Below are 23328 nucleotides of genomic sequence, written 5' to 3' on the forward strand. Positions count from 1 at the left end.
ATTATGCCTAGGAAACGAGGAATAACCGATGAAATGATTATCGAGATGTATAAAAGCGGTATGACATATAAAGAAATGGAGACAACAGTTGGACTAACTTCTGTAGCAATACTGAATGTTATATACAAACACAAAGTACCTATAAACAGAAAACAATATTCTGGTAGACCAAGAAAGAATAAGGTCAATGAACATTTCTTTAAGGTTTGGTCACATGAAATGGCTTGGGTTTTAGGAATGTTAGTTACGGATGGCCATGTGCATAAAAATCCCACAGTATTAATTTCTCTCAAAAAGATGAAAGAATACTGCATTTGATAGCGAAATATTTGGAGGCAGATTACGTGTTAGCTCCGTATGGAAAAACAAAAACAACACCAACATTAATTATCAATTCAAAGATTATGAAAGAAGATCTTGCTATACTAGGAATAATTCCAAATAAATCATTGACAGTTCCTTTTCCAGAAGTGCCAAAAGAATATTTATCTTCATTTATTAGAGGTGTAATCGATGGGGATGGATGGGTCCAAGACAAGGGTTATGTAATGAATGTAACTACAGGAAGTGAAGATTTTGCTAAAGGTCTTTTGGATGTCTACAGATCATGGAATCTAAGAACTGAAATAACAACGGAATGCAGCCGAAAAGGGAGTATAATATACCGTGTTTGGGTAAAAGGAAAAGACGATCTCCCAAAGCTCGCAAAAATCATTTACGAACATGCAAACGATAACTATAATTATCTAAAAAAAGAAAGACTAACCCAAAGGTTGAAGGAGAAGGAGACAATTTATTATGTGGAAATTAATTAATGGAAGATTAATACAAACAATTGATCAAACAAGAAGTGAATATAAAACACGCATTAGTTCAAATCTAATTAAACATCTTAAAAAAATGGCTGAAGAAAATAACACGCATATTGGATATTTACTCGAAAACGGCTTTGAAAATATTATGAATGCAGATGAAATTATATTTGATAAGAAAAATCGTCCTAAGGATCGTATAGAGTTCCGGACAACTTGTGATAAAGAAGTGATAACAAACCTAAGACTATTTGCCAAGAAAAATAATTTGAATTTAAATGACGTGATAGAGGCTAGTTATGCATACATAGACACAAATCATGTAAAAAGTGCTAACTGGAGATATAGAAAGGAAATAGAATGAATAAAAAAGACTCTCTCAAATAGGGATGTGGTCATAATATAAATTATACAAAGCTGCGTTTCATTGAATAAGTATACTTGTAACAGTGAGATATTTGAAGGAATTTAAAAACTGCAAATTTATTAAGATTTAGGCATAAACTTTAGGAAAATGCATTTTCTATAAAAATCGAACAGAGTTTCATTTTAATTTTGCATATATAAGAATCTATCCATTTTACTTAGCTTATTTTAAACGTTAAACATTGCAAACTTTTATTAGCTTATACTATTCCACAACATTCGTTTTAGTTTTCTTACAATTTCATCATATCAAAAATATCGCTTCTTCCCTCTCATTAGGTAGATCGGGATATCTAAATGGTTCTTAATATTATTTTTTAAGTCTTAGGACTTGAATTGTTTCCTCCGAGTTATCAGTTGATGAAATCCGTTTCTATATGCTTCAAGTAAAATGTCCGTCAAATTAAACTGAAAAGGGTTGTTATTTCAAATCCTGACTGGACTGTATTCAACTAAATTAATATTCCCATCTATTTCTATATTTACTAGTAAATATAGACTGTCTTAATCACGGTGTCCATGCAACCTACCTCCCCCTCCATTGCACTAGCTACCATAACAGGATCATGCCTTCCTTTAAAGTTATTCCTTTTAGAAGAGGAACACACCACTCTGCATATATACGACAAACTAGAGCATTAATTGTGTATAGGTGTATTAAGATAACTGGAATGATGTAATTAAATTGTATTAACAGAAAGTTTCTCTATCGATAACTACTTATTTATTGGTCTTAAATAATATATTCTATGACTTGAAACAACAAATTAAATGAGGAGTGATTTACATGGCAAAATCAGCTGCCAAACGAAAAAGAACACATCTACTACGCACTACAGGAAAAGATGTGACAAAACTGCGTAATGACATCGACTTTAGCACCCATGTACGAATGACGAAAACTAAAAAGGAAAAACTACAAAGAAAAGAAAACAAATATAAAAAGCATTTCCAACAAGGACAATATCCAGATGGAAATGCTTTTTATTTTTGTTTAAAAAACTTGCTCGCTTAAAAGTAACGCTAAGTATGCAGAAATGACAACCAAAATGCTCATGATGAACGAGAATAAAGGTGTCATTTTTTTGTAGAAAGATAAGATACTTACCGTAAAGAAGCAAATAGAAACAATTCCAGAAAAACGTGTCATTTCTTCTCAGCCTGTTTTGGGGGGACTTAAAAATAGACAACTTCGTTATTAGAAGCTTACTTTAAAAGTGAAAACTGTACTTATCAAATAGTTTATAGCCCGTCAGCCCTGATATTTGCTTGAATAGGATAATGAAGAAAGAGAGGTGAAAGTATGAATTCAAATAATATAAATCATAAAAAGCATGTTTGTCAATGGGACGGCCATAGAAAAGTCAATTGCAATGCTGGACCATTTAGAGCTATTGACGTTGCCTGTTTACCTATACAAGAAAACAGTGGTGAAAATCATTCTTGTGTAAATGCCAACCACGCAAATGTTGCTGATTTGGCGCACTTTGCTGAAAATGCCGGGACTGCTAACACAGCGCACTTTGCTGAAAATGCAGGCACTGCTAACACAGCGCACTTTGCTGAAAATGCAGGCACTGCTAACACAGCGCACTTTGCTGAAAATGCAGGTACTGCTAACATAGCGCACTTTGCTGAAAACGCAGGCACTGCTAACACAGCGCACTTTGCTGAAAATGCAGGCACTGCTAACACAGCGCACTTTGCTGAAAACGCAGGCACTGCTAACACAGCGCACTTTGCTGAAAACGCAGGCACTGCTAATCTGGCTCATAATGCGGAAAATTTGAATGGTATTTCTTCTACACAATTTCTCCGTTCAGATACATCTGGAACTTTAAATGGCGATTTAATGATTAACGGGAATTTAAATGTTAGTGGAAACTTTATTCAATTAAATACTAGTCCATCTGACCCATTTGCATGCAGTGCTGCAACAGCTGGGGTTGTTTATTATAATACAACAAATAATAAATTACTTCTCTGCGATGGCACAGATTTTGTAGAGCTCAATTAAAGATGCCACCAGGTTCTAAAACAATTCTGATTTGTATTAGAACCTGGTATCTATCACTAAGTACTCGCCTCCATTATTTCAGACCAATCCGGAAAATTAGTGAAAACTGAATTTCTGGACAACCCCGTGTTTTTTTGTGAACTATCGCTAATTTCTAATAATTTTTCCTCAATCTCCTGCTTCACACTTCTACCAAATTAAATGTAAAATTTGCTTTTTTAAGATCAAATAGTACCCTGGAAACAAAGGGTGTTGAATAATATGTGAAGGGTATGTTTTTACTTTGCATTTTTTTATATCTTTTACTTTCATGGGATTAGCTTCTCTATTATGATCAAAAGTTTTTATTAAGTAACTCCACTTCCAATAATATGAATTATCACTTTGATTAACTACAATATGCTCATAATTATGATCTCCTTTTATCTCTTCATAGATAGATGGATGAAAGGCAAGTAATTCTCTGCCTAATCCAAGTACATCACTTTGATTATCTGCTGATTTTTTGAATAGAGCATCTGCCTTTCCTTTTTAGTAAGGCTGCTTGATAATTATTGATTTAAATTTATTATCTTCTCCTTTTTATCTAAATTGTCCGTTAGATAATCAACGACATCCACATCCAGTTGAAGAGAAATATAATAAAGCTTCCCTGTGTTAGACATAAATTATAAACAATTCAAAATAGTGTCCGATTTGTTTCTAACACAGGGAGCATATTTAAAGGCATTAGCCCTCTCGATTAACTAACATTATCGAGCTCTATCCCTTCAACCATTTGGCTTTCCACTCGCCACCTAATTGTATACGCTTAAAGGCTAATGTTGCCATTAGCCCTCCAAGACCCGCTACGAGTGAAAAGCTAGTTCTTTCTCGACGGGAATCCCACCCGCTATATGATACGACCTAGGCTCGACCGCACAAGCACCCGTTAATTCAATAAGACTCTTTTTTGTTTCTAACAGTTCCCATGTACGAATGACTAAAACAAGACAGGAAAAAATACAACGTAATGAAAACAAATATAAAAAGCATTTCCAACAAGGTCAATATCCTGATGGAAATGCTTTTTATTTTTGTTTATACAACTTGCACGCTTAAAAGTAACGCTAAGTATGCAGAAATGACAACCAAAATGCTCATGATGAACGAGAATAAAGGCGGCATTTTTTTGAAAAAAGTTAGGATACTTACCGTAAAGAAGCAAATAGATACAATCCCTAGTAATATACCATCAAATTTAGGCACTAATTGTGCGTTTAAACTAGGTTGGATAGCTCCATCGTAGAATAATCCAAATAAAGGAGAAATCCCTTCAGAACTCAATATTTGGGCTATATTACTTGGTGGAGATTGCTGACTCATCGCTCCAGTGGCTACGAAAATAAGTAAAATAACAAAGAATTCAACTCTTGTCCATGGTCTTGGGTCAAAACTTCCCTCTTTTTTCAACTTTCTCTTCATGACAATTCCATTAATGAATGCATACCCGATCAATGGGATAATGAGCAAATGTTTGATGAGCAAGCTTTGACCGTAAGAAAGCATCCAGGAATCTGGATAAGCACTCCATTCCATTGATAGATTCATGAGCGAAAGTCCTGTAATCATTACAATGGCAAAACAATACAAGGCCATAACATGAAACCACTTTAAAAAGTTACTCCAATTGTCCGTATTGCGAGAAAACCAACTGACGATAAGTAATATGCCTACCCAAACAACGACAGATGCAAAGTGAGTAAAATGAGTGATAAAGCCTTTAACCGGAGAAATGGAACTAGCATGACCTGACCAGCCTAGACCTGCTATTAAGACAAAAATCAATATTATGCCAATAACAGAATAAATAGCAGATGTTTTCTTATCAAAGAAGAAAATATACAAGCCTAAAATGATAGAAAAAATAGCTAAGAATAACCATGCCCTTCCTACTCCAAACGTGAAAATAATGGATTTTAGCGTTTGCCATAAGCCATGATCCTCATATAAAAAAGTGACTAGACTTAGTAGTGGCGTAAAAGAAAAAATAGCGATCCCAGCAACTGCAAAAAGCTTGATTTTCTGTGAGACTATTATTTTTGGTTTTAAATCAGCTGGAAATAAAGAAAAAATATAACTTCCCATTAACAAGGCGAAGCATGTATAAACAATCGCTTCGCTAATTGTTGTTAGAAAAAAAATCATTTATTTTTTCTCCGTGTCATGAACCATATTGCTGCAGCTAACACTACTATAATTGCAATAATAAGTCCTGTGTTGCTGTTTTTATCTTCTTCCACCTCTGCTGAAGCAGTTTCATCTGCAACTTGTTCTTCTTCCGTTACTTCTGGTTCTGTAGTTTCTGACTCTTGTACCGTTTCAGTAACCGTACCTTCCTCTACTTCTTCTAAAATTGGCGCATTTAATACGAAGTCCACTTCCCCTTCGATCGGATGCCCATCAATGCCGACAATTTTCCAAACGATTTTGTAAGGTCCATTTTCTAGATTTCCTTCAACATTACCTGTCATCACATTTTCGTTTACAGCAAAGTTTGCGATATCCATCGATTCATTTGAAGCGTTCATTAATTTAAATGAGCCTGTTTCCTCAATTTTAGTCATATAAGTAAGTGTAATTTCATTCAATGCTTCAGTTACTGTAGTCCCTTGAGCTGGATTTGAACTCTCTAATCCTGTGTGTGCTAAAGCTTGTGAACTGAATATAAATAAACAAGCGATTGTCATTAAAATAATTTTCTTCATGTTGTTCCTCCAAAATTTATATGTATTAGCTTGCTGCCTATATACTTATACCATATAGTTATGAAGAAAGAATGAAATCTTTCTTTTTTGTAAAATTCTATATTATACTAGGAGTGATTTAAATGGGAAAATCAGCTGCGCAAAAGAAGCGAGCACATCAGATGCGTAACAACGGCAAAGACGTAACAATGTTTCGAAATGAAGTAGATTTTAGTACACATCTAAGAAAGTCCAAAACGAAGACTGAGAAGTTAAACCAACTGCATACAAAACACAAAAAGCATTTCACAAAAGGTATAGTACCTAATGGAAATGCTTTTTATTATGCTTATTATAGTTGTATTTGTTTAGTAACATTGCTCTATTTCATCAAGTAAAAGTTTAATATAGACAATGCTACAATGAGCTATCCAAAATAATTGTGTGCTTCACAAGGAATAAAGTGTGTAGTGACAGACGTTTACACGATAGTTATACTTGCACTTGCGGTACCCTCAATGTCCGTTGGGGGAGTTCCTGCGTGATGATGATTATGATTATGATGATGATGATGATGATGATGATGATGGTGAATATGATGATGATGATGATGATGATGATGATGGTGAATATGATGATGATGATGATGATGATGGTGATGATGATGATGATGATGATGATGATGATGATCGATGATGATGATGATGGTGATGGTGATCGTGATCTGGCTCTATACATCTAGGATCAACAGCTGTAAATGGCCCAAGATTACTGCAACGATTTAGATGACATCCACAATGTGAATTATTACGACACATAAAATCACCTCCTTTCTCTGCTATACTATTCATGAAATTGCAGGGAGGACGGGGTTTATAACTATATCTTTAGAAAAGTTTTTAAAATATTTTTATTTAGAGGTAGTAAGACTCTTACTTGAATGTATCAGGAGATTCGGAAAGGATAATTGAGGCTACTCGATTTTTTGATTATTTTAAGCTTGAGTTGAACTTTGCAATGAGCTTAGCCAACTGCATACAAAATAAAAAAGCATTTCACAAAAGGTATAGTACCTAATGGAAATGCTTTTTATTTAGATTCATCCTAAGTTAAGTTCTCTTACTCTTTTTGATCAATCGCTTGTTTCCATACTCGAACGAGTTGACCGTCTTTGCCTGTATCAATGATCAGTGATCCGTTTGAGTAGCGATCTACTGGACGTAGTGTATTCAGTTGAATCACTTCTTGAATCCCTTTTTCCGTTTCTATGACAAGTTCCTCTTTTTTATTCGTTAATAGAACTGCGAACACTTTATGTGGATTTGTTTTTAGCTCACGAAGTGTAACAATGCCCCGTTTAGCACGTGTACCGGATTCGATTTCTTTCAATGCCATTTTCTTCACTGCACCACGGTGTGTGACTAATATAATATCATCGTGACTATCTAGAGGTACGATGTTTACGCTCACAACATGGTCATCCTCTTTTAAACTAATCCCTTTTACGCCGCCCGTTTTTACCCCAGTAATTGGTACTTCATCTAATGAGAATCGAATAGAATAACTTAAATGGGTCGTAAAGAGCACGTCATCGGAAGGTGCTACTAGTTGTGCAAGTATCATCTCATCATTTGCCTTCAAATTAATCGTTTTAATCGGACGCGCATATCGTTGTACAACATAATCCGATAATAATGATCGCTTAATTTGCCCATCTTTAGTTGCAGTTAGGACACATAGATCCTGTTCAAACGAATCAATGCCAATCGCATTAATAAGCGTTTCATTGGCATCTAACGGCACAATACTAGAAATATGCTGACCTAAGTCTTTCCAACGAATATCCGGCAATTCATGTACCGGTTGGTAAATATAATTTCCTTTGGACGTAAATAATAGTAAATGATGCTGTGTATTAATCGGAGCTTGGAAAAGCATATAATCCGATTCTTTAATAGCAAAATCTTGTCCGTTGGAAGCGGTAAAGGATCTTACACTAGTTCGTTTTATATAGCCATCTTTCGTAACTGTGACGATGACTTCTTCACTTGGAATAAGGACATCAAGTGTAACTTTTATTTCTTCAATTTCATCTTCGATTATCGATTTACGTGGCTCTGCAAATTGTTTTCGCACTACTAACAGTTCTTTTTTGATTACTTTCATCAGAACAGACTCTTTTGCAAGAATACTTTCTAATTCCTTTACTAGTGCATTTAGTGTTTCTTCTTCTTTTTGTAGTTCCGTAATATCCGTATTTGTTAATCGGTATAATTGTAAAGAAACGATTGCTTCTGCTTGTGCTTCTGAGAAATCGTAAGAGGCAATTAAATTATTTTTAGCATCTCTTTTATCTTTGGAAGCCCGTATGGTTCTAATGACCTCATCTAAAATCGATAAAGCTTTCATCAGACCCGCTACGATATGTAAACGTTCCTTCGCTTTTTCTAAATCGAATGCAGTACGACGAGTTACGACTTCTTTTTGATGATCGATATAGGAATCTAATAATAATGGCAATGTCATCATCGTCGGTCTGCGATTATGAATTGCGATCATATTGAAATTGTAAGTCACTTGTAAATCAGTATTTTTTAATAAATATTGAAGAATACCATGTGCATCGACTTCTTTTTTCATTTCAATGACAATGCGTAAACCAGTACGGTCGGATTCGTCTCGGACTTCAGCTATTCCTTCTAGACGTTTATCATGTCTTTGTTCATCGATTTTTTTCACTAGGTTTGCTTTGTTCACTTCATAAGGAATTTCGGTAACAACAATTTGTTGCTTACCACCTTTTATAGTTTCTATTTCCGTTTTGGATCGAACTACAATTTTACCTTTTCCTGTTTCGTATGCTTTTTTAATACCCTCTACACCCTGTATTATCCCACCTGTAGGGAAATCTGGACCTTTTATAACAGTCATTAACTCATCTACAGTTGCAGCAGGGTTTTCAATTCTCATCAGTACAGCATCAAGAGCTTCATGTAGTGCATGAGGAGGTATATCCGTTGCATACCCCGCAGAAATCCCTGTAGAACCATTTACTATTAAATTTGGAAATCGAGCTGGTAATACTACCGGTTCTGAATCAGAATCATCGAAGTTTGGAATATAATCAACTGTATTCTTATTAATATCGCGTAGTAGCTCATGAGAAATAGCCGAAAGTCTAGCTTCCGTATAACGCATCGCAGCCGGTGGATCACCATCTACAGAACCATTGTTACCATGCATTTCTACGGTCATATGGCGCAGCTTCCAATCCTGACTCATACGAACCATTGCCTCATAAACGGAACTATCACCATGTGGGTGATAGTTACCAATTACATTACCAACAGTTTTAGCTGATTTACGGAATGGTTTATCATTTGTATTGCCCTCTTGAAACATTGCAAACAAGATACGACGTTGAACGGGTTTAAGACCATCTCTCGCATCAGGTAGCGCTCGATCTTGAATGATGTATTTGCTATAACGTCCAAACCGATCACCGATCACCTCTTCTAATGGCAAATTTTGATAACGTTCGGTTTGTGTCATGCTAATTCATCCTCCGTGTGTATTCTGTCATTTTCTAATATATTTGAATCATCTTCTAAGCTGAAGTTGACATTAGCTTCTATCCATTTACGGCGTGGTTCTACCTTATCTCCCATAAGTGTGGTTATATGTCTTTCAGCACGGGCACCATCTTCAATTGTTACTCGAATGAGTGTCCTTGTTTCAGGATTCATTGTAGTGTCCCATAATTGGTCAGCATTCATCTCTCCGAGACCTTTATAACGTTGGAGTATGTACCCTTTTCCAATCCTCCCAGAAGCGGCTTCTAATTCTTTTTCCGTCCATGCATATTCGAACACTTCTTTTTTACCTACACCTTTATAAACTTTATAAAGCGGAGGCAAAGCAATATATATATTCCCATTTTCAATTAACGGTTTCATATAGCGGTAGAAAAATGTTAATAGAAGTACTTGAATATGTGCACCATCCGTATCAGCATCCGTCATGATGACGATTTTGTCATACGCAATATCATCAATTTGGAATTCTGCTCCTACGCCACCACCAATAGCGTGAATAATCGTCGCAATTTCAACATTTTTCATAATATCTGATAGATTTGCTTTTTCCGTATTGATAACTTTACCTCGCAGGGGAAGAATGGCTTGGAACGTACGATCTCGACCTTGTTTTGCAGATCCTCCTGCAGAATCTCCTTCGACTAAATAAAGTTCATTCTTCGCGGCGTTTCTCGATTGGGCAGGAGTTAACTTACCAGATAATAATTCAGAAGGTTTACGTTTTTTCCCGCTACGAGCATCCTCTCGAGCTTTTCTCGCAGCTTCTCGAGCTTGTTGTGCACGAATTGCTTTACGTATTAGGGAAGCAGTTAACTCCGAATTTTCTTCCAAAGTATATTGTAATTTTTCAGAAATTACCGCATCTACCGCACTTCTAGCTTCACTTGTTCCTAGTTTTCCTTTTGTTTGGCCTTCGAACTGTAATATATTTTCAGGAATTCTTACTGAAACAATGGCAGAAATACCTTCCCGAATATCGGAACCATCTAAGTTTTTGTCTTTTTCTTTCAATAAATTAGTTTTCCGCGCATATTCGTTAAATACCCTAGTCAAAGCAGCTTTTGCACCAGTTTCATGAGTCCCACCATCTCTTGTGCGCACATTATTAACAAACGATAAAATAGTCTCCGAGTAACCATCATTAAATTGGAATGCAAACTCCACTTCAATAGCATCCTGTGCACCTTCCATATAGAAAACAGGGTGAAGCACATCTTTTTCTTCATTCAAATAAGAAACGAAAGCTTCAATTCCCGTTTCATAGTAAAAAATATCATGCGCTTCTGTACGTTCATCCAGCAGTTCAATTTTAAGTCCTTTCAATAGAAAAGCGGATTCTCTAAGTCTTTCACAAAGTGTTTCGTAATTATATTTGACAGTAGAGAAGATTGTATTGTCGGGTAAAAAATGTACAGACGTACCGGTTTCTTTTGTTGTTCCTATTTCTTTTAACGACTGGGCTATTTTCCCACCATTTTCAAAGCGTTGAATGAATTTTTTGCCATCTCGGTGAATGATTACTTCTACAAAGGAAGAAAGAGCATTGACGACTGAAGCACCAACTCCGTGAAGTCCACCACTCGTTTTGTATCCGCCCTGTCCAAATTTTCCACCTGCATGCAATACAGTGAAAATTACCTCAGCAGTCGGAATTCCTGATCTATGCATTCCTGTCGGCATCCCTCGACCATAGTCGCGTACCGTAATACTTTGATCTTCATGAATCGTCACTTTAATATGATCTCCGAATCCAGCTAAGCTTTCGTCGACTGAGTTATCCACTATTTCATAGACAAGGTGATGTAAGCCTCGTGCATCTGTCGAACCTATATACATCCCAGGTCGTTTCCGAACGGCTTCTAAACCTTCTAATACCTGTATATCATCATCAGTGTAGCTTGTTATTTCCTCATTTTTACTCAAATACGTTCCCTCCAAAAAACAAAACATCCGTTCTTTTTTCTTTATTAAGCGTACAAACAGATAATCATTATGTCAATAGCTCAATTAGAAGCCAGACTTTAATTGTAATTAAATATCAATTATATTGCAATCTCACTCTTACTTAGCTTTCTCTATTGAGAGACATTATTCCTTCTTGACATTGAACAAAACTAAGCGTACATGGTAAACTGAATTTGTTCAATATATTCTTAGTTTCATAAATAAAGGAGCATACTATGACAATAATCATTTTACTTTTACTTGCTTATGTAATCGGGTCTATCCCTTCCGGCTTATGGGTCGGGAAGATATTTTACAATACTGATATTCGCGAACATGGAAGTGGAAACTTAGGTGGAACGAATACATTTCGAACGCTTGGAAAAAAAGCGGGACTAGTTGTTACAATTATGGATATTCTAAAAGGTACGGCGGCAACACTTTTAGGTTATATATCTGTGTTTAATACAGTAAATGTTCATCCACTTATTCTTGGGATTATCGCAGTGATCGGGCATATGTTTCCTATTTTTGCAAAATTCAAAGGTGGAAAAGCAGTTGCAACTTCTGGTGGTATATTGCTTGCGTATAACTGGCCACTTTTTGTACTACTAGTTGTAGGATTTTTTATCATCTTAAAAATGACGAAGATGGTTTCGTTAACTTCCATGATTCTATCTATTATTGCATTAATTTATTCGATTATTTATTATTTCACAGTGGAAAAAGATTGGCCATTAATTGCTATGCTTATCTTAATAGCTGCTTTTATCTTTTATCGTCATCGCTCCAACATTAAACGTATTAAAAATGGAACGGAACCGAAAGTAAAATGGATTTAAGGAAGGCTCGGTGATTAGCTTGAAAATATTTATATCGAAGGATGCTTTAACATGGTTTCAAGACGAAATGGAAGCAACTAACGGTGATACCATTCGTTTTTACGCACGCTATGGTGGGTCAAGTCCGATACAGCAAGGTTTTTCGCTTGGAATGACTAAGGATAAGCCAGTTGAGCCAGTTGTAACCGTTACAAACGAAGGGATTTTATTTTTTATCGAAGAGCGTGATGAATGGTACTTCGATGGGCATGATTTGTATGTGGACGTGGATCACCAATTAGATGAGTTAGCATATTCGTATAAAAAAGCGTGATTCAATATCACGCTTTTTTTAATGATAAGAAGTATTAAACTTATTAACGCAGTATTGCGCAAGCTCCAGTGCCTTGCTCCTGCGCACAGCTCGTCGCAGAAGAACGTTTCCCCGACAGGCATAGGCGCTTGCGCTTTTCTTAAGTAAACCGCATCAACTGATCCAGCAGTCCTTCTTTTTTCATGATTTCATATTCGTGTTTTCCAAATAAATCGAAATGTGGATAAGCTTCCTTATGGTCAATCCACTCTTCTTTTAAACCGTATTTTTCTCCCCACTCGATTAGCTTCTCTAAGTTGCTACAGCCGACTTTCGTAACCGTTTTACATCCCGGAAATCGATCATCTAGCCAGTAATGGGTTAGAAAGGCGATTTGTTCCTTTTCAACGGTTACTTTCCAACGACGTAACTCTTCCCTAGTTATACCAAATGCCATTAATCCATCACCTTTGCAATTTCCGCATATTTTGCATCCCATGCAGGATGAACTTTTTTCAGTGAAACTGGTCGGAAATTGTCTTTGTTCACAACAACATGTTCCGACGTTGCAGTAGAAGCAATCGTTCCGTCTTCATGGACAATTTCATAACCATATGTAGTACGAAGCTTTCCGTGGCTTTCAATCCAAGTTCTCACAACTACTGTTTCCCCGTATTTTACAGATGATTTATAGTGTATATTCACATTTGTCACAGGCGATAAATAACCATCGCTTTCAAGTCCAGCGTAAGAGAAGCCTAAGTCTTTAATAAGCTGCGTACGACCGATTTCTAACCATATGACATAGTTTGCATGGTACACAACTCCCATTTGATCTGTTTCCGCATAGCGTACTTCTATTTCTTTCTTACTAATAAACATATACATGTCACCTCATAACTTATTATACAAAAAGGCAACAAAAAAAGCTGTAAATCAATACTTTACAGCTTTTACAGCTAATTCTTGTAATCTTTTTTTATCGATTTTGCCAACATCCGTTCGGGGTAGCTCATCTAAAATATAGATCTTTTTTGGCACCTTATAACCGCTAAGTATGCGCTTACAACAGTGCAATAATTCAGTTTCGAACGATTCATCTATCTCAAGACAGGATACAAATGCAGTTACACACTCTCCCCATTTTTCATCCTGGACTCCGATAACTGCCGCTTCTCGAACATTGGGATGTAAAATCAGGCACTGCTCCACCTCTTGCGGATACACATTTTCCCCACCTGAAATAATCATCTCTTTTTTTCTACCAACAATATAATAGTATCCATCTTCATCTACCATTGCTAAATCACCCGTTTTTAACCAACCATCTGCAAATGCACGCTTCGTTTCTTTATCGTTATTCCAATATTTTGTAAACACATGCTTACCTGAAATATATAGCTCTCCCACTTCGTTTGGACGGCAAAGTACTCCATTTTCATTTACTATTTTCACTTTATTAAACAGCATACATTTCCCTACGGATCCTCGTTTTGTGCGTGCATCTAATGGATCGATAAAAAAGTTGTTTGGTCCGGCTTCAGTTAGTCCATATCCTTCTTTAAAAAGGATCCCCTTTTCTTCAAATCGTTGATAAATAGTATGAGGACAAGGTGCCCCGCCAGATAAAAACACTTTTACGGTTGGAAAAGTTGCGGTTTGAATATAAGTCGTATCGAGCATTGCTTGATACATAGTTGGAACAAATAAAGACATCGTAGTTTTATAAGTATTTAACGCTTTAAGTGCTTCCTCTGCATCGAAACGACCTCCGACAACTACTGTACCACCTGACATTAAAATTGGAAGACATAGGGCATTTAACCCTCCTGTATGAAACATAGGCATATAATTCAACGTACAATCAGAATCACTTAACCCCCAACTTGTAATTGTATTGATCGCATTCCAATTGACCGCATCAAATGAAAGCTCTACCCCTTTTGGCTTTCCTGTCGTTCCCCCTGTATAGATGATAATCCAGCAATCAGACGGGCTCCAATTATTGCGGGCTGGATAGAAAAAAGGAGCGTGATTTAATACGGTTGTCACTAAGAGACGCTCCACATGTACAAAAGAATCACAAATTGCCTGATGCGCTTCATCATGAATAATGAGCACCGGTTTACAATCCTCTAAAATATATGAAAGTTCTACTTCACTTAATCGAAAATTGAGCGGTACATAGAGTAGACCTGATACGCCGCATGCGAAAATAATCGCAAATAAGTCCATTCGATTCTGGGAGATAACAACGATTCGATCGCCTTTTTGATAATTTTTTTGTTGAAAATAGTGAACCCATTCGGATATACGTTCGGTTAAAGTACGATAGCTCCATTGTTCATTAGTGCTACTATCAATGAGGGCAATTTTTGTTGGAGACAGCGCTGCACGTTTATATATCCAAGCCTGCTCTGTATACACTTTGCACCGCTCCTTTCATTACATCATAATTCCACCGTCTACTTGTAAAACAGTCCCATGGACATAACTCGATTCATCCGATGCCAAATATAAATAAGCATTGGCAATATCTTCTGGTTCCCCAAGTCGTTGCAACGCAACTACGGATTTCATTTGTTCGATGATTTTTTCCGGCATTTTTGCAACCATCGCTGTAGAAGTGAAACCTGGTGAAACAGCATTAACATTAATGCCTTTTCTTCCAAGCTCTTTTGCCCATGTTTTGGTCATACCAATAACCGCTGCTTTAGAAGCTGCATAATTGGTTTGACCAATATTTCCATAAACCCCACTTACAGAAGATGTATTGATAATTTTTCCATATTTTTGTTCTACAAAATGGGGTAATACTGCTTGCGTGCAATGAAAGACTCCATTGACGTTTACACCCAATACACGCGAAAAGTCTTCTGCTGTCATTTTAGTCAGCATAGCATCTTTCGTAATTCCCGCATTATTGATTAATATATGAATCTCTCCGAAATGATCAATCGTTTGTGCTACAAGGGAATCTACACTATCTCTATTTGCTACATCTACTTGAATAAACTTAACATCATAGCCTTGTTCTTTTAGTGCTTTCTCCTGTTCCACCCCTGCATTTGCATCATAGTCTGCCAAAACCACTTTAGCCCCTTCTTCTGCGAAGCGAAGAGCCGCTGCTAAACCAATTCCATTAGCTGCACCAGTAATAATGGCGACTTTGTCTTGTAATCTCATTGTTCATTATTCTCCTTTGAAATGAAATTTTCGATTCGGCTTGTTAACTGCTCCAAATCGTCTATCAATGGAGAATGGCCACAATTTGTAAGTGGGATATAAGTGGCATTCTCCCCTAAATCAGTGACAATTTCCTGAGTCATTTCCTCTGTCACAACGTAATCACGATCCCCTCTTAAAATAAGGACAGGGATGGTAATATCTTTTGCTTGATTTGTACCTTTAGCTGCTTCGTTATTTACCGCACTTATATTAAATGTATTTAACGAATGATATACATCTGCTAGGTTTCGCTGCGTTAACATGTCATCAAGATAAGCGTCATAATCCTCCTCTTTTGGTCGGTTATGTGTATAGATTGAAGCATTCCAGACGGCTCTTAATCCGGCTTTATTTTTTGTATTATATAAAGCCTGCATCGGTATTGTTCTTGCTAGATCATTCTCCACATCCACAATCGATTTAAATCTATGTGATAAATTAGGTGAACCAACCATATTTGTAGCGAAAAATGGATATCCTCTTGTGGATGCGGACGCAAGCAGTACTAGTTTTTTGCAATAACCTGGATAATCCGCTACAAATTGCATACAAATCGCTCCACCAGTAGACCAACCTATCAAGTGAAATTGCTTCAATTCTAATGCATCGACAAAGCCTTTTAAATCATCTGAAAAGTCTTTGATCCCTTGAACACGAGTTTTATACGTAGATTCACCAAAACCTCTCAAATCGATCGCGTATACTTTATACTTCGCATCTAATTGATCGATTAGCACATCCCAATGCTTAGAAGAAGTCATATTCCCATGGACTAATACAACGACTTCTTCCCCGCCTGGACGTTCGCGATACGATACCTGTTCACCGTTTTCTAACTGTACTTTTGGTAAACTCATCTTCATACACTCCTTTTATCTTCCCCATTTAACCGCTACCGCTCCCCATGCATACCCTATCCCAGCACTTACTAATACTGCTAAATCACCATCCTTTAACTTCCCTACTTTTTGTGCTAATTCTAATGAAATAATTTGATCCATTTGCCCAATGTGTCCATAATCACTCAAATAAGTCGTTTGTTCACTTGTTAAACCAAGTTCCTGTAATACAAAATCATGTGCCGATTTTTTCATATGGAGGATGGCTAAATAATCAATGTCTTGCTCGGAGTAACCGCTTTTCAATAATGCATGTCGAATGACTTTTAAGAAGTTCTGCATCGATTTCTGCTCGAGTCTCGCCTTCATCCCTTCTGGGTCCAATACATCAAGCCGGTATAATCCTTTTTGTAAATGATCCGCTGTTAAGGGCTCTTTTGTTCCACCAACTGGTACAACGACATCTTCTGAGAAAGATCCATCCGTCATCATATCAGTCTCTAAAATTATATTTTCCGCATGATCTTTTTTCAAAATCATGGCGGCTCCTCCTGCACCAAGATTAAACATAAAACGAGTTCGCTCATTTGTATAATCAATAAAATCACTATTGCGATAGCCACCTGCAAGTAAAACAGTGTTAATCGTTGCATCTGATTGCATTAAACTTTTTGCTAATTTGATTGCCATAATCGTTGTTCCACAGCGAAGGGCAACATCGAACCCCCATGCATGATATGCTCCAAGTTCTTCTTGCATTTTAATGGCTGCCGTCCATAAAGGATATTCCTTATGTTCTTCTCCAATATAAATGACTAAATCGATTGTTTTCGGATCAATATTCCCTTTTTGAAGCGCTTTTTCCGCCGCCCGAATACCCATTGTTACCGTATGATCATCCGGACCGGGAATGGCTTTTTGTGTAATACCCATTTTGTTTTTTACAACATGAATCGGTAAATTGGAAAGTGTAGCTATTTCTTCAGCAGTCATAAAGTTGTCTGGTATGTAAACACCAGTACTGACAATCCCTACAGTCATTTTATTAGCTCCTTTCGTTTAGGAGCAGGGACGTCAACTTTTAGATCGTTATTTTTACGTTTCCAATAAGCATAACGAATCGTACCGACAATACCTTTTGGGAAAAAGATAACTGCTAATATATAAATAATCCCAAAGAAGATGATCCATCTTTCAAAAATAGGATAATCTTTTGCCAACCCAGATAAATAATGCTGGGCAAGCTCAATTACACCAGCTCCTATTATCGGACCTATTAACGTTCCTACGCCTCCAATAATCGTCATGAGGAGAGCATCGAGCGTAATTTCCATCGTTAAAACACTTGTATTCACAAATCGTAATGAGATAGCATATAAAGATCCCGCTAAACTTGCAACAACTCCCGCAATAACAGAAGCAATTACTTTATAATGCAATGTCTGAAAACCGAGTGATTTTGTTCTTTGTTCATTTTCCCTTACCGCTATTAAAACTCTTCCTAGTGGCGAATTCACAAATCTACGCAGGAAAAAGTATACGAGAACTAAACATGCGAGAACTAGGAGATAAAACATCATCCGATCTTTAAAAAACTCTGGTGCACGAAACGTGAATCCATCATTCCCTTGTGTAAGCGTTCTCCACTTTTCTGCAAGGACTAAAAATAAACCAGATACAGCCATCGTTAACATTGCAAAGAAATGACTTTTTAACCTAAGTGTAAGTAGTCCAATTAAAAAGCTAAGAATACCTGCGATTACCATACCAACTGCTATTGATAAAAAGAACACACCTAACGTTGGTTCTATACGGTTGAGCATGATTGCTGTTGCATAGGCACCCATTCCAAAAAACATCGCATGACCAAACGATACGATTCCGGTATACCCCAGTAAAATATCATAACTCATCGCCAAAATAGAGAATATGAATATTTGTGTCAATAAAATGGTCCATGTTCGTGAATCAGAAACAAATGGGAATACGGCGAGGGCTGCCACTATGACGATTAAGATACCATTATTAACTTGGAATTTAGTTTTCATCTCCCATCATCCTTTCGCTGTAAACAAACCTTGCGGACGGAAAATTAATACAATCGCCATTAGCATCATATTAACCGCAAGTGATAAAGCAGGAACATAGTAAGCCATGAAACTGCCCGCAAGACCTACAAGTATGGCTGCAAGAAGGGACCCTGGAAAACTGCCCATTCCACCAATAACTACTACTATAAATGCGAGAATAGCAAATTCCATGCCCATTTCCGCATATACAACTCCCGAATATGGTGCCATTAGCGCACCACCTAATGCCGCAAGTGCTGCTCCTGCCATAAATACATATAAAAATACTTGTTTAATATTAATTCCAAGCGCTTGCACCATTTCTTTGTTCATTACTCCAGCGCGAACGATCAATCCAATCTTTGTTCGTTTTAAGATGAACTGGAAAACTCCAAATACAATAAGTCCTACAATAATAATAAATAAGCGGTATTTTATAATAATGACGTCTCCGATTTCCCAGCTTCCAGATAATAATGGAGGCGTTTTTGCTGCGAGTTGATTTGGGCCAAACACTACTTTAAGCATTTCGGACAAAACAATCATAAATCCGAGCGTTATTAAAATTTGTTGGATATGATTACCGTAAACTGGTGTAATAATAAGCTTTTCAGTAATAAACCCAAGCACGATTCCCGTCAAAATAGCTCCTATAATTGCTACGGTAAAACTATTAGTAAGCCCGTAAAACCAAACACCTGAAAATGCTCCCCAGGCAAACAAACCACCATGTGCAAAGTTTAATACATCCATTAAACCAAATATTAAAGTAAGTCCAGCTGCTAGAAGAAAGATAAGCATGCCTGTCGCTAATCCATTTATCAATAAATTGATGATTAATTCCATTGTTTCCCCCCCTTACCCTATACCTAAATATTGGCGTTTTAACTCTTCATTTTGGACTAGTTCGCTCATTTGGCCAGATTGAACGGTTTCACCATCATCGATTAATGTATATGTATCACCGATTCTACTAGCCATAATGAAGTTCTGTTCTACTAAAATAATCGTAGTTTGTTTTTTCATTTCCACAATTGCTTCCATTACTTTTTCAATCACTACAGGCGCCAGTCCTTTGGAAGGCTCATCTATTAATAACAACTTGCTATCATTAATAAAAGCTCTTGCCATCGATAGCATTTGCTTTTGACCGCCCGATAGATGTCCGCCTTCTTTTTTCCAATACTTTTTTAAATCTGGAAAAAGCTCCAGTACATACTCTTGTCTTTCACGAGCAGCATCATCTTCTTTTCTCATTGCCACTTTTAAATTTTCTTCTACTGTAAGTGCCCCAAAGATCCCTTGATCCTCTGGTACATAACCAATTCCGTTAGAAGCAATATGATGTGTAGCATTTTTGGTGATTCCTTCATTCAAAAAAGTAACCGTTCCAGAAGTTGCTGGAGTTAGCCCCATAATTGTCTTTAATGTAGTCGTTTTACCCGCACCATTTCTCCCGAGTAAAACACTTACTTCGCCTTCTTTTGCTTCAAATGAAACACCTTGTAAAATGTGATACTGACCAATATGCGTATGAATATTATCGACTTTAAGCAAGATGCTCATCGTATAGCCCCCCTAAATAAGCATTTTGAACTGTTTCATTGTCCATAATTTCTTTTGGAGTTCCATCTGCAAGCAATCTACCATTAAAAAGCACCATAATAGAATCTGATAGATCCATGATCATATCCATCTTATGTTCAATTAACAAAATCGTTTTGTCTCCTGTTTGTTTAATTTGTTTAATCACGTCCAGAATGGCTGGGACTTCCTCCAATGACATTCCAGCGGTAGGTTCATCTAATAGTAAAACTTCTGTATCGAGTGCAAGTAACATAGCAATTTCTAGTTTTCTTTTCTCTCCATGAGATAATTGATTTGCGATTGCATTTGCTTTGTTCGAAAGCAGTACTACTTCTAGTAATTTTTCCGCTTGAATATACAGGTCTTTATATGCCGTAAAGTGACGAAACATTTGATATCGTACATTTTCTTTTGATTGGACTGCTAGTCGCACATTTTCAATTACCGTAAGATTAGGAAACACATTTGTAATTTGAAATGATCGCCCAAGTCCTTTTCTTGTGCGTTCAACAGACGAGTATTTCGCCATCGATTCCCCTCTAAATAAGACATCTCCTTCTGTTGGCTTTAACTCACCACTTATTAAGTTAAAGAAAGTTGTTTTGCCAGCTCCATTTGGTCCGATAATCGATTTAAAATGTTTTGCTGGCATTGTAAAATTCACATGATCTACAGCGGTTTGCCCGCCAAATTTTATCGTTAAATTCTCGGTTTTCAGTATTGGTTCCAACTTCATTTACCCCTTTCATCTATCGCTCTCCACATAATAGAGCTAGCTCTATTATGTGGAGAGCGATAGAACTAATTACTTAGCCTATCACTACTCTGTATTATTTATTGTTTAAAATTGGTGGTTCTGTTTCTTCAGGTGACAACTCTCTTATTAGAACTGGTACAGGATAATCTACTCCTTCTTGTTTTTCTAACTTAATAGAATAAAGAGGTTGTAGTGCTTGGTGATCTTCTGGACGGAAAGTCATTGTACCTTTCGGCGTTTCAAATGACATGCCTTCCATTATTTTGATTAGTTCATTTCCATCCGCGTTTCCTTCTGATTTTTTCAAAGCTTCCACGATAGAGATAGCAGCAGACATCCCACCTGGAGTGAATAAATCAGGCACTTCACCGTTAAAACGTTTTTTATGTTCCTCTACTAACCAATCATTGATTGGATTATCAGGAAGTGTATGGTAGTAAACAGAAAATCCTTCCATGCCAACTAATGGTTCCATAATAGATAAAGCTGGGATATCAGGCGCTCCTGTTGAAATTTTAATCCCTTTTTCTTGCATTTTTAAATCAGCAATTTGGTTCCACGGTGAGTTCGCTCCAGCCCACACAACAAATAAGTAATCCGGTTTTTCTTGAATAATCTTTTGTAGATTAGAAGTAAAATCAGTAGCTGCAGGATCTGCATATTCTTCAAGAACAATTTCAGCACCTAATTTTTCAGCAGCTGCTTTAAATGCTGCTACTCCATCCCATCCGAAAGAATAATCGGGTGCAAATGTTGCGATTTTAACGCCTGGTTTAGCAATAGCTGCCGCACCTGCAACTGCATCTTGTGAGGAATTACGTGCAGTTCTAAAAATATACGGATTAAACTCTGAACCTGTAATACTATCTGCAACTGCAGGTTCTACGATCATAATTTTTTCATATTCTTCAGCAAGAGGAAGCACTGCTAATGTATCGCCTGAACTAGAGGATCCAACTAGAAAATCTACTTCATCTTCTTCTAATAGTTTCGTAGCCTTCTGTACAGCGACTTCTGGTTTTGTTTCCGTGTCTTCAAATACAACTTCAATTTTCTTGCCTGCTACTTCCATTGTTCCGTCTGTAGCGTATTCAAGTCCTAATTCAAAACCATTTCTCGTTTGTTTCCCATATGATTCTAGTGCGCCAGTCAATGACGCAAGCACACCAATTTTGATTGTGCCTCCTTCTTCCGTCACTTCACTAGATACCGGAGTTGTTGTTCCTTCTTCTGTTTCTTCTTTTGTTGTACTCGTATCATCACTACAAGCTGCACTGAAAATTAAGACGAATACGAACATCAGTGATAGGCCCCATTTTTTTGTCATGTAAATCCCCCTTTGAACATTTTGTAAGCGTTGTCATGCTTCTCGTTTATAGTACTGAATAGGAGTTACAAAAGAGTTACAAAAAAACCGTTCTACTTTTAAAAAAACGTTTTTTTTGAGACGAGCTCGAGTAGGAGCATATGGTTTTACTGCGACGAGCTCGAGTAGGAGCATATGGTTTCACTGCGACTAGCAAGCATAGTGGCGCAGGAGCAAATGGTTTCACTGCGACGAGCAAGCATAGCGGCGCAGGAGCAAATGCATTTTTTCAAAAAATGCTACCAATTGACAATAAATCTATCCATTTCTATTTTGGTGGATGAAGAATAGTAACACAATCGATGAACTCCATAATAAGTACGCAAATACCATGATTCTAACTATTTTTCTAACAATATAATTCTTTTTGTTTTTTGATAGAAATAGTCATTTTTCACAAGAAATAAGAAGTAAAAGGGCCAATATTGTGAGAGGAAGTAAATAAAAATCACATAAGATGATTCAAGTCGAATGTCTAGTCAATGTACTCCTATTTATTTGGCAAAATATTGATTCATACGACAAAACTAAAAATTCTTTAAAAACTGGATTGCTACCATAGCAAAATACAAAGTAAAAGACATATAAAAAATCTCTCAATCAATATAAACCGAAAGAAGAGATGTTAGAAGCTACCAATACAGAGGAACAAATTGATTTAATGAAGGTCAACTCCTCATTTGTAGTACATGAAGATGATTTAGCTTCTAATTGGTATTCAGACATTGGCGTATATATAGATCGCAAACATGTTGCTTTGGGTGGTGGAGGACCACAAGGAAGGGTAGTTCAGAAATTCAGTTTTCACTGACATCCTGGACTACCCT

26 protein-coding genes are annotated in these 23328 nt (G+C 36.8%); 11 read left to right on the forward strand and 15 right to left on the reverse strand.

From position 1 onward, the window contains the following. Positions 1-3: 3 nt before the first annotated feature. The 5 genes from BMZ04_RS10000 to BMZ04_RS10020 all read left to right on the forward strand — a co-directional run bounded on the left by BMZ04_RS10000 (position 4) and on the right by BMZ04_RS10020 (position 3255). Positions 4-318, forward strand: a complete 315-nt coding sequence (locus tag BMZ04_RS10000) for a hypothetical protein (protein ID WP_093269090.1) — start codon at positions 4-6, stop codon at positions 316-318. A gap of 26 nt (positions 319-344) precedes the next feature. Then, positions 345-815, forward strand: coding sequence for an LAGLIDADG family homing endonuclease (locus tag BMZ04_RS10005; RefSeq protein WP_093269096.1), 471 nt, complete (start codon positions 345-347; stop codon positions 813-815). Continuing rightward, positions 799-1176 carry an rRNA methyltransferase gene (locus tag BMZ04_RS10010; protein WP_093269100.1) on the forward strand — a complete coding sequence of 126 codons (378 nt, stop codon included), beginning with the start codon at positions 799-801 and terminating at the stop codon, positions 1174-1176. The genes BMZ04_RS10005 and BMZ04_RS10010 overlap by 17 nt, the downstream gene beginning before the upstream one ends. 849 nt (positions 1177-2025) lie before the next feature. Continuing rightward, positions 2026-2253, forward strand: coding sequence for a hypothetical protein (locus BMZ04_RS10015; protein WP_093269104.1), 228 nt, complete (start codon positions 2026-2028; stop codon positions 2251-2253). Positions 2254-2541: 288 nt separating this feature from the next. Continuing rightward, positions 2542-3255 (forward strand): hypothetical protein, encoded by a 714-nt coding sequence (locus BMZ04_RS10020; protein WP_093269109.1) that lies wholly within the window; start codon positions 2542-2544, stop codon positions 3253-3255. Between the two features lie 1080 nt (positions 3256-4335). Here BMZ04_RS10020 and BMZ04_RS10025 read toward each other — a convergent pair. Together BMZ04_RS10025 and BMZ04_RS10030 are read right to left on the reverse strand one after the other, a co-directional pair. Beyond that, on the reverse strand, positions 4336-5442 hold the full coding sequence (locus BMZ04_RS10025) for a copper resistance D family protein (RefSeq protein ID WP_093269113.1): 1107 nt from the start codon (positions 5440-5442) through the stop codon (positions 4336-4338). Next, positions 5439-6002 carry a copper resistance CopC family protein gene (locus BMZ04_RS10030; RefSeq protein ID WP_093269118.1) on the reverse strand — a complete coding sequence of 188 codons (564 nt, stop codon included), beginning with the start codon at positions 6000-6002 and terminating at the stop codon, positions 5439-5441. The genes BMZ04_RS10025 and BMZ04_RS10030 overlap by 4 nt, the downstream gene beginning before the upstream one ends. A gap of 122 nt (positions 6003-6124) precedes the next feature. Here BMZ04_RS10030 and BMZ04_RS10035 point away from each other — a divergent pair, with 122 nt between their 5' ends. Together BMZ04_RS10035 and BMZ04_RS22360 are read left to right on the forward strand one after the other, a co-directional pair. After that, a complete protein-coding gene (locus BMZ04_RS10035; RefSeq protein WP_093269122.1) occupies positions 6125-6379 on the forward strand; it encodes a hypothetical protein in 255 nt (84 codons plus the stop codon). 146 nt (positions 6380-6525) lie between these two features. Further along, positions 6526-6723, forward strand: coding sequence for a hypothetical protein (locus BMZ04_RS22360; RefSeq protein ID WP_177184403.1), 198 nt, complete (start codon positions 6526-6528; stop codon positions 6721-6723). 377 nt (positions 6724-7100) lie between these two features. Here the strand turns inward: BMZ04_RS22360 and parC are convergent, their stop codons facing one another. After that, complete coding sequence (gene parC, locus BMZ04_RS10045) at positions 7101-9533, reverse strand: DNA topoisomerase IV subunit A (protein WP_093269131.1); 2433 nt, start codon at positions 9531-9533, stop codon at positions 7101-7103. Next, positions 9530-11527 (reverse strand): DNA topoisomerase IV subunit B, encoded by a 1998-nt coding sequence (parE, locus tag BMZ04_RS10050; protein ID WP_218145520.1) that lies wholly within the window; start codon positions 11525-11527, stop codon positions 9530-9532. Before parE ends, parC begins: the two co-directional genes overlap by 4 nt. Before the next feature lie 230 nt (positions 11528-11757). Here parE and plsY point away from each other — a divergent pair, with 230 nt between their 5' ends. Together plsY and BMZ04_RS10060 are read left to right on the forward strand one after the other, a co-directional pair. Next, positions 11758-12363, forward strand: a complete 606-nt coding sequence (gene plsY, locus BMZ04_RS10055) for a glycerol-3-phosphate 1-O-acyltransferase PlsY (protein ID WP_093269139.1) — start codon at positions 11758-11760, stop codon at positions 12361-12363. A gap of 10 nt (positions 12364-12373) precedes the next feature. Next, positions 12374-12676 carry a HesB/YadR/YfhF family protein gene (locus BMZ04_RS10060; RefSeq protein WP_369802648.1) on the forward strand — a complete coding sequence of 101 codons (303 nt, stop codon included), beginning with the start codon at positions 12374-12376 and terminating at the stop codon, positions 12674-12676. A 139-nt stretch (positions 12677-12815) separates the two neighbouring features. Here BMZ04_RS10060 and BMZ04_RS10065 read toward each other — a convergent pair whose 3' ends face one another. The 11 genes from BMZ04_RS10065 to BMZ04_RS10115 all read right to left on the reverse strand — a co-directional run bounded on the left by BMZ04_RS10065 (position 12816) and on the right by BMZ04_RS10115 (position 22462). Next, positions 12816-13112 (reverse strand): hypothetical protein, encoded by a 297-nt coding sequence (locus BMZ04_RS10065; RefSeq protein WP_093269144.1) that lies wholly within the window; start codon positions 13110-13112, stop codon positions 12816-12818. Beyond that, positions 13112-13537, reverse strand: a complete 426-nt coding sequence (locus BMZ04_RS10070) for an acyl-CoA thioesterase (protein WP_093269148.1) — start codon at positions 13535-13537, stop codon at positions 13112-13114. The genes BMZ04_RS10065 and BMZ04_RS10070 overlap by 1 nt, the downstream gene beginning before the upstream one ends. Positions 13538-13591: 54 nt before the next feature. Next, positions 13592-15082, reverse strand: a complete 1491-nt coding sequence (locus BMZ04_RS10075; RefSeq protein ID WP_093269153.1) for a class I adenylate-forming enzyme family protein — start codon at positions 15080-15082, stop codon at positions 13592-13594. An 18-nt stretch (positions 15083-15100) separates the two neighbouring features. Continuing rightward, positions 15101-15841 carry a 3-oxoacyl-ACP reductase FabG gene (gene fabG / locus BMZ04_RS10080; RefSeq protein ID WP_093269158.1) on the reverse strand — a complete coding sequence of 247 codons (741 nt, stop codon included), beginning with the start codon at positions 15839-15841 and terminating at the stop codon, positions 15101-15103. After that, positions 15838-16740, reverse strand: a complete 903-nt coding sequence (locus BMZ04_RS10085) for an intracellular short-chain-length polyhydroxyalkanoate depolymerase (RefSeq protein ID WP_093269162.1) — start codon at positions 16738-16740, stop codon at positions 15838-15840. Before BMZ04_RS10085 ends, fabG begins: the two co-directional genes overlap by 4 nt. Before the next feature lie 15 nt (positions 16741-16755). After that, entirely contained in the window at positions 16756-17763 is a 1008-nt protein-coding gene (locus tag BMZ04_RS10090) for a 3-oxoacyl-ACP synthase (protein ID WP_093269166.1), read from the reverse strand. After that, entirely contained in the window at positions 17760-18770 is a 1011-nt protein-coding gene (locus tag BMZ04_RS10095; protein ID WP_093269171.1) for a branched-chain amino acid ABC transporter permease, read from the reverse strand. The genes BMZ04_RS10090 and BMZ04_RS10095 overlap by 4 nt, the downstream gene beginning before the upstream one ends. Before the next feature lie 6 nt (positions 18771-18776). Then, the gene (locus BMZ04_RS10100) at positions 18777-19637 is read right to left on the reverse strand and encodes a branched-chain amino acid ABC transporter permease (RefSeq protein WP_093269175.1); all 861 of its coding nucleotides are present in this window, start codon (positions 19635-19637) and stop codon (positions 18777-18779) included. 12 nt (positions 19638-19649) lie between these two features. Then, positions 19650-20357, reverse strand: coding sequence for an ABC transporter ATP-binding protein (locus BMZ04_RS10105; RefSeq protein ID WP_093269180.1), 708 nt, complete (start codon positions 20355-20357; stop codon positions 19650-19652). Further along, entirely contained in the window at positions 20341-21108 is a 768-nt protein-coding gene (locus tag BMZ04_RS10110; RefSeq protein ID WP_093269183.1) for an ABC transporter ATP-binding protein, read from the reverse strand. The genes BMZ04_RS10105 and BMZ04_RS10110 overlap by 17 nt, the downstream gene beginning before the upstream one ends. A 100-nt stretch (positions 21109-21208) precedes the next feature. Next, the gene (locus BMZ04_RS10115) at positions 21209-22462 is read right to left on the reverse strand and encodes a substrate-binding domain-containing protein (RefSeq protein ID WP_093269187.1); all 1254 of its coding nucleotides are present in this window, start codon (positions 22460-22462) and stop codon (positions 21209-21211) included. Positions 22463-22602: 140 nt separating this feature from the next. Between BMZ04_RS10115 and BMZ04_RS10120 the strand changes: the two genes are divergently transcribed. Further along, positions 22603-22785 carry a hypothetical protein gene (locus tag BMZ04_RS10120; protein WP_093269190.1) on the forward strand — a complete coding sequence of 61 codons (183 nt, stop codon included), beginning with the start codon at positions 22603-22605 and terminating at the stop codon, positions 22783-22785. Between the two features lie 338 nt (positions 22786-23123). Next, positions 23124-23312 carry a hypothetical protein gene (locus BMZ04_RS10125; protein ID WP_093269195.1) on the forward strand — a complete coding sequence of 63 codons (189 nt, stop codon included), beginning with the start codon at positions 23124-23126 and terminating at the stop codon, positions 23310-23312. Positions 23313-23328 lie beyond the last annotated feature (16 nt).

This window comes from Psychrobacillus sp. OK032, assembly GCF_900111345.1.
In the GTDB taxonomy this organism is placed as follows: Bacteria; Bacillota; Bacilli; order Bacillales_A; family Planococcaceae; genus Psychrobacillus.

Bases quoted from the DNA above. Each gene is read 5' to 3' on its own strand.
- BMZ04_RS22360 (WP_177184403.1), top strand. From the start codon at position 6,526: ATGATGATTATGATTATGATGATGATGATGATGATGATGATGATGGTG.
- BMZ04_RS10010 (WP_093269100.1), top strand. From the start codon at position 799: ATGTGGAAATTAATTAATGGAAGATTAATACAAACAATTGATCAAACA.
- BMZ04_RS10085 (WP_093269162.1), bottom strand. From the start codon at position 16,740: ATGAGTTTACCAAAAGTACAGTTAGAAAACGGTGAACAGGTATCGTAT.
- plsY (WP_093269139.1), top strand. From the start codon at position 11,758: ATGACAATAATCATTTTACTTTTACTTGCTTATGTAATCGGGTCTATC.
- BMZ04_RS10105 (WP_093269180.1), bottom strand. From the start codon at position 20,357: ATGAGCATCTTGCTTAAAGTCGATAATATTCATACGCATATTGGTCAG.
- BMZ04_RS10095 (WP_093269171.1), bottom strand. From the start codon at position 18,770: ATGAAAACTAAATTCCAAGTTAATAATGGTATCTTAATCGTCATAGTG.
- BMZ04_RS10065 (WP_093269144.1), bottom strand. From the start codon at position 13,112: ATGGCATTTGGTATAACTAGGGAAGAGTTACGTCGTTGGAAAGTAACC.
- BMZ04_RS10025 (WP_093269113.1), bottom strand. From the start codon at position 5,442: ATGATTTTTTTTCTAACAACAATTAGCGAAGCGATTGTTTATACATGC.
- fabG (WP_093269158.1), bottom strand. From the start codon at position 15,841: ATGAGATTACAAGACAAAGTCGCCATTATTACTGGTGCAGCTAATGGA.
- BMZ04_RS10030 (WP_093269118.1), bottom strand. From the start codon at position 6,002: ATGAAGAAAATTATTTTAATGACAATCGCTTGTTTATTTATATTCAGT.
- BMZ04_RS10020 (WP_093269109.1), top strand. From the start codon at position 2,542: ATGAATTCAAATAATATAAATCATAAAAAGCATGTTTGTCAATGGGAC.
- parC (WP_093269131.1), bottom strand. From the start codon at position 9,533: ATGACACAAACCGAACGTTATCAAAATTTGCCATTAGAAGAGGTGATC.
- BMZ04_RS10115 (WP_093269187.1), bottom strand. From the start codon at position 22,462: ATGACAAAAAAATGGGGCCTATCACTGATGTTCGTATTCGTCTTAATT.
- BMZ04_RS10100 (WP_093269175.1), bottom strand. From the start codon at position 19,637: ATGGAATTAATCATCAATTTATTGATAAATGGATTAGCGACAGGCATG.
- parE (WP_218145520.1), bottom strand. From the start codon at position 11,527: ATGTTTTGTTTTTTGGAGGGAACGTATTTGAGTAAAAATGAGGAAATA.
- BMZ04_RS10015 (WP_093269104.1), top strand. From the start codon at position 2,026: ATGGCAAAATCAGCTGCCAAACGAAAAAGAACACATCTACTACGCACT.
- BMZ04_RS10120 (WP_093269190.1), top strand. From the start codon at position 22,603: ATGGTTTTACTGCGACGAGCTCGAGTAGGAGCATATGGTTTCACTGCG.
- BMZ04_RS10090 (WP_093269166.1), bottom strand. From the start codon at position 17,763: ATGACTGTAGGGATTGTCAGTACTGGTGTTTACATACCAGACAACTTT.
- BMZ04_RS10125 (WP_093269195.1), top strand. From the start codon at position 23,124: ATGTTAGAAGCTACCAATACAGAGGAACAAATTGATTTAATGAAGGTC.
- BMZ04_RS10070 (WP_093269148.1), bottom strand. From the start codon at position 13,537: ATGTTTATTAGTAAGAAAGAAATAGAAGTACGCTATGCGGAAACAGAT.
- BMZ04_RS10000 (WP_093269090.1), top strand. From the start codon at position 4: ATGCCTAGGAAACGAGGAATAACCGATGAAATGATTATCGAGATGTAT.
- BMZ04_RS10035 (WP_093269122.1), top strand. From the start codon at position 6,125: ATGGGAAAATCAGCTGCGCAAAAGAAGCGAGCACATCAGATGCGTAAC.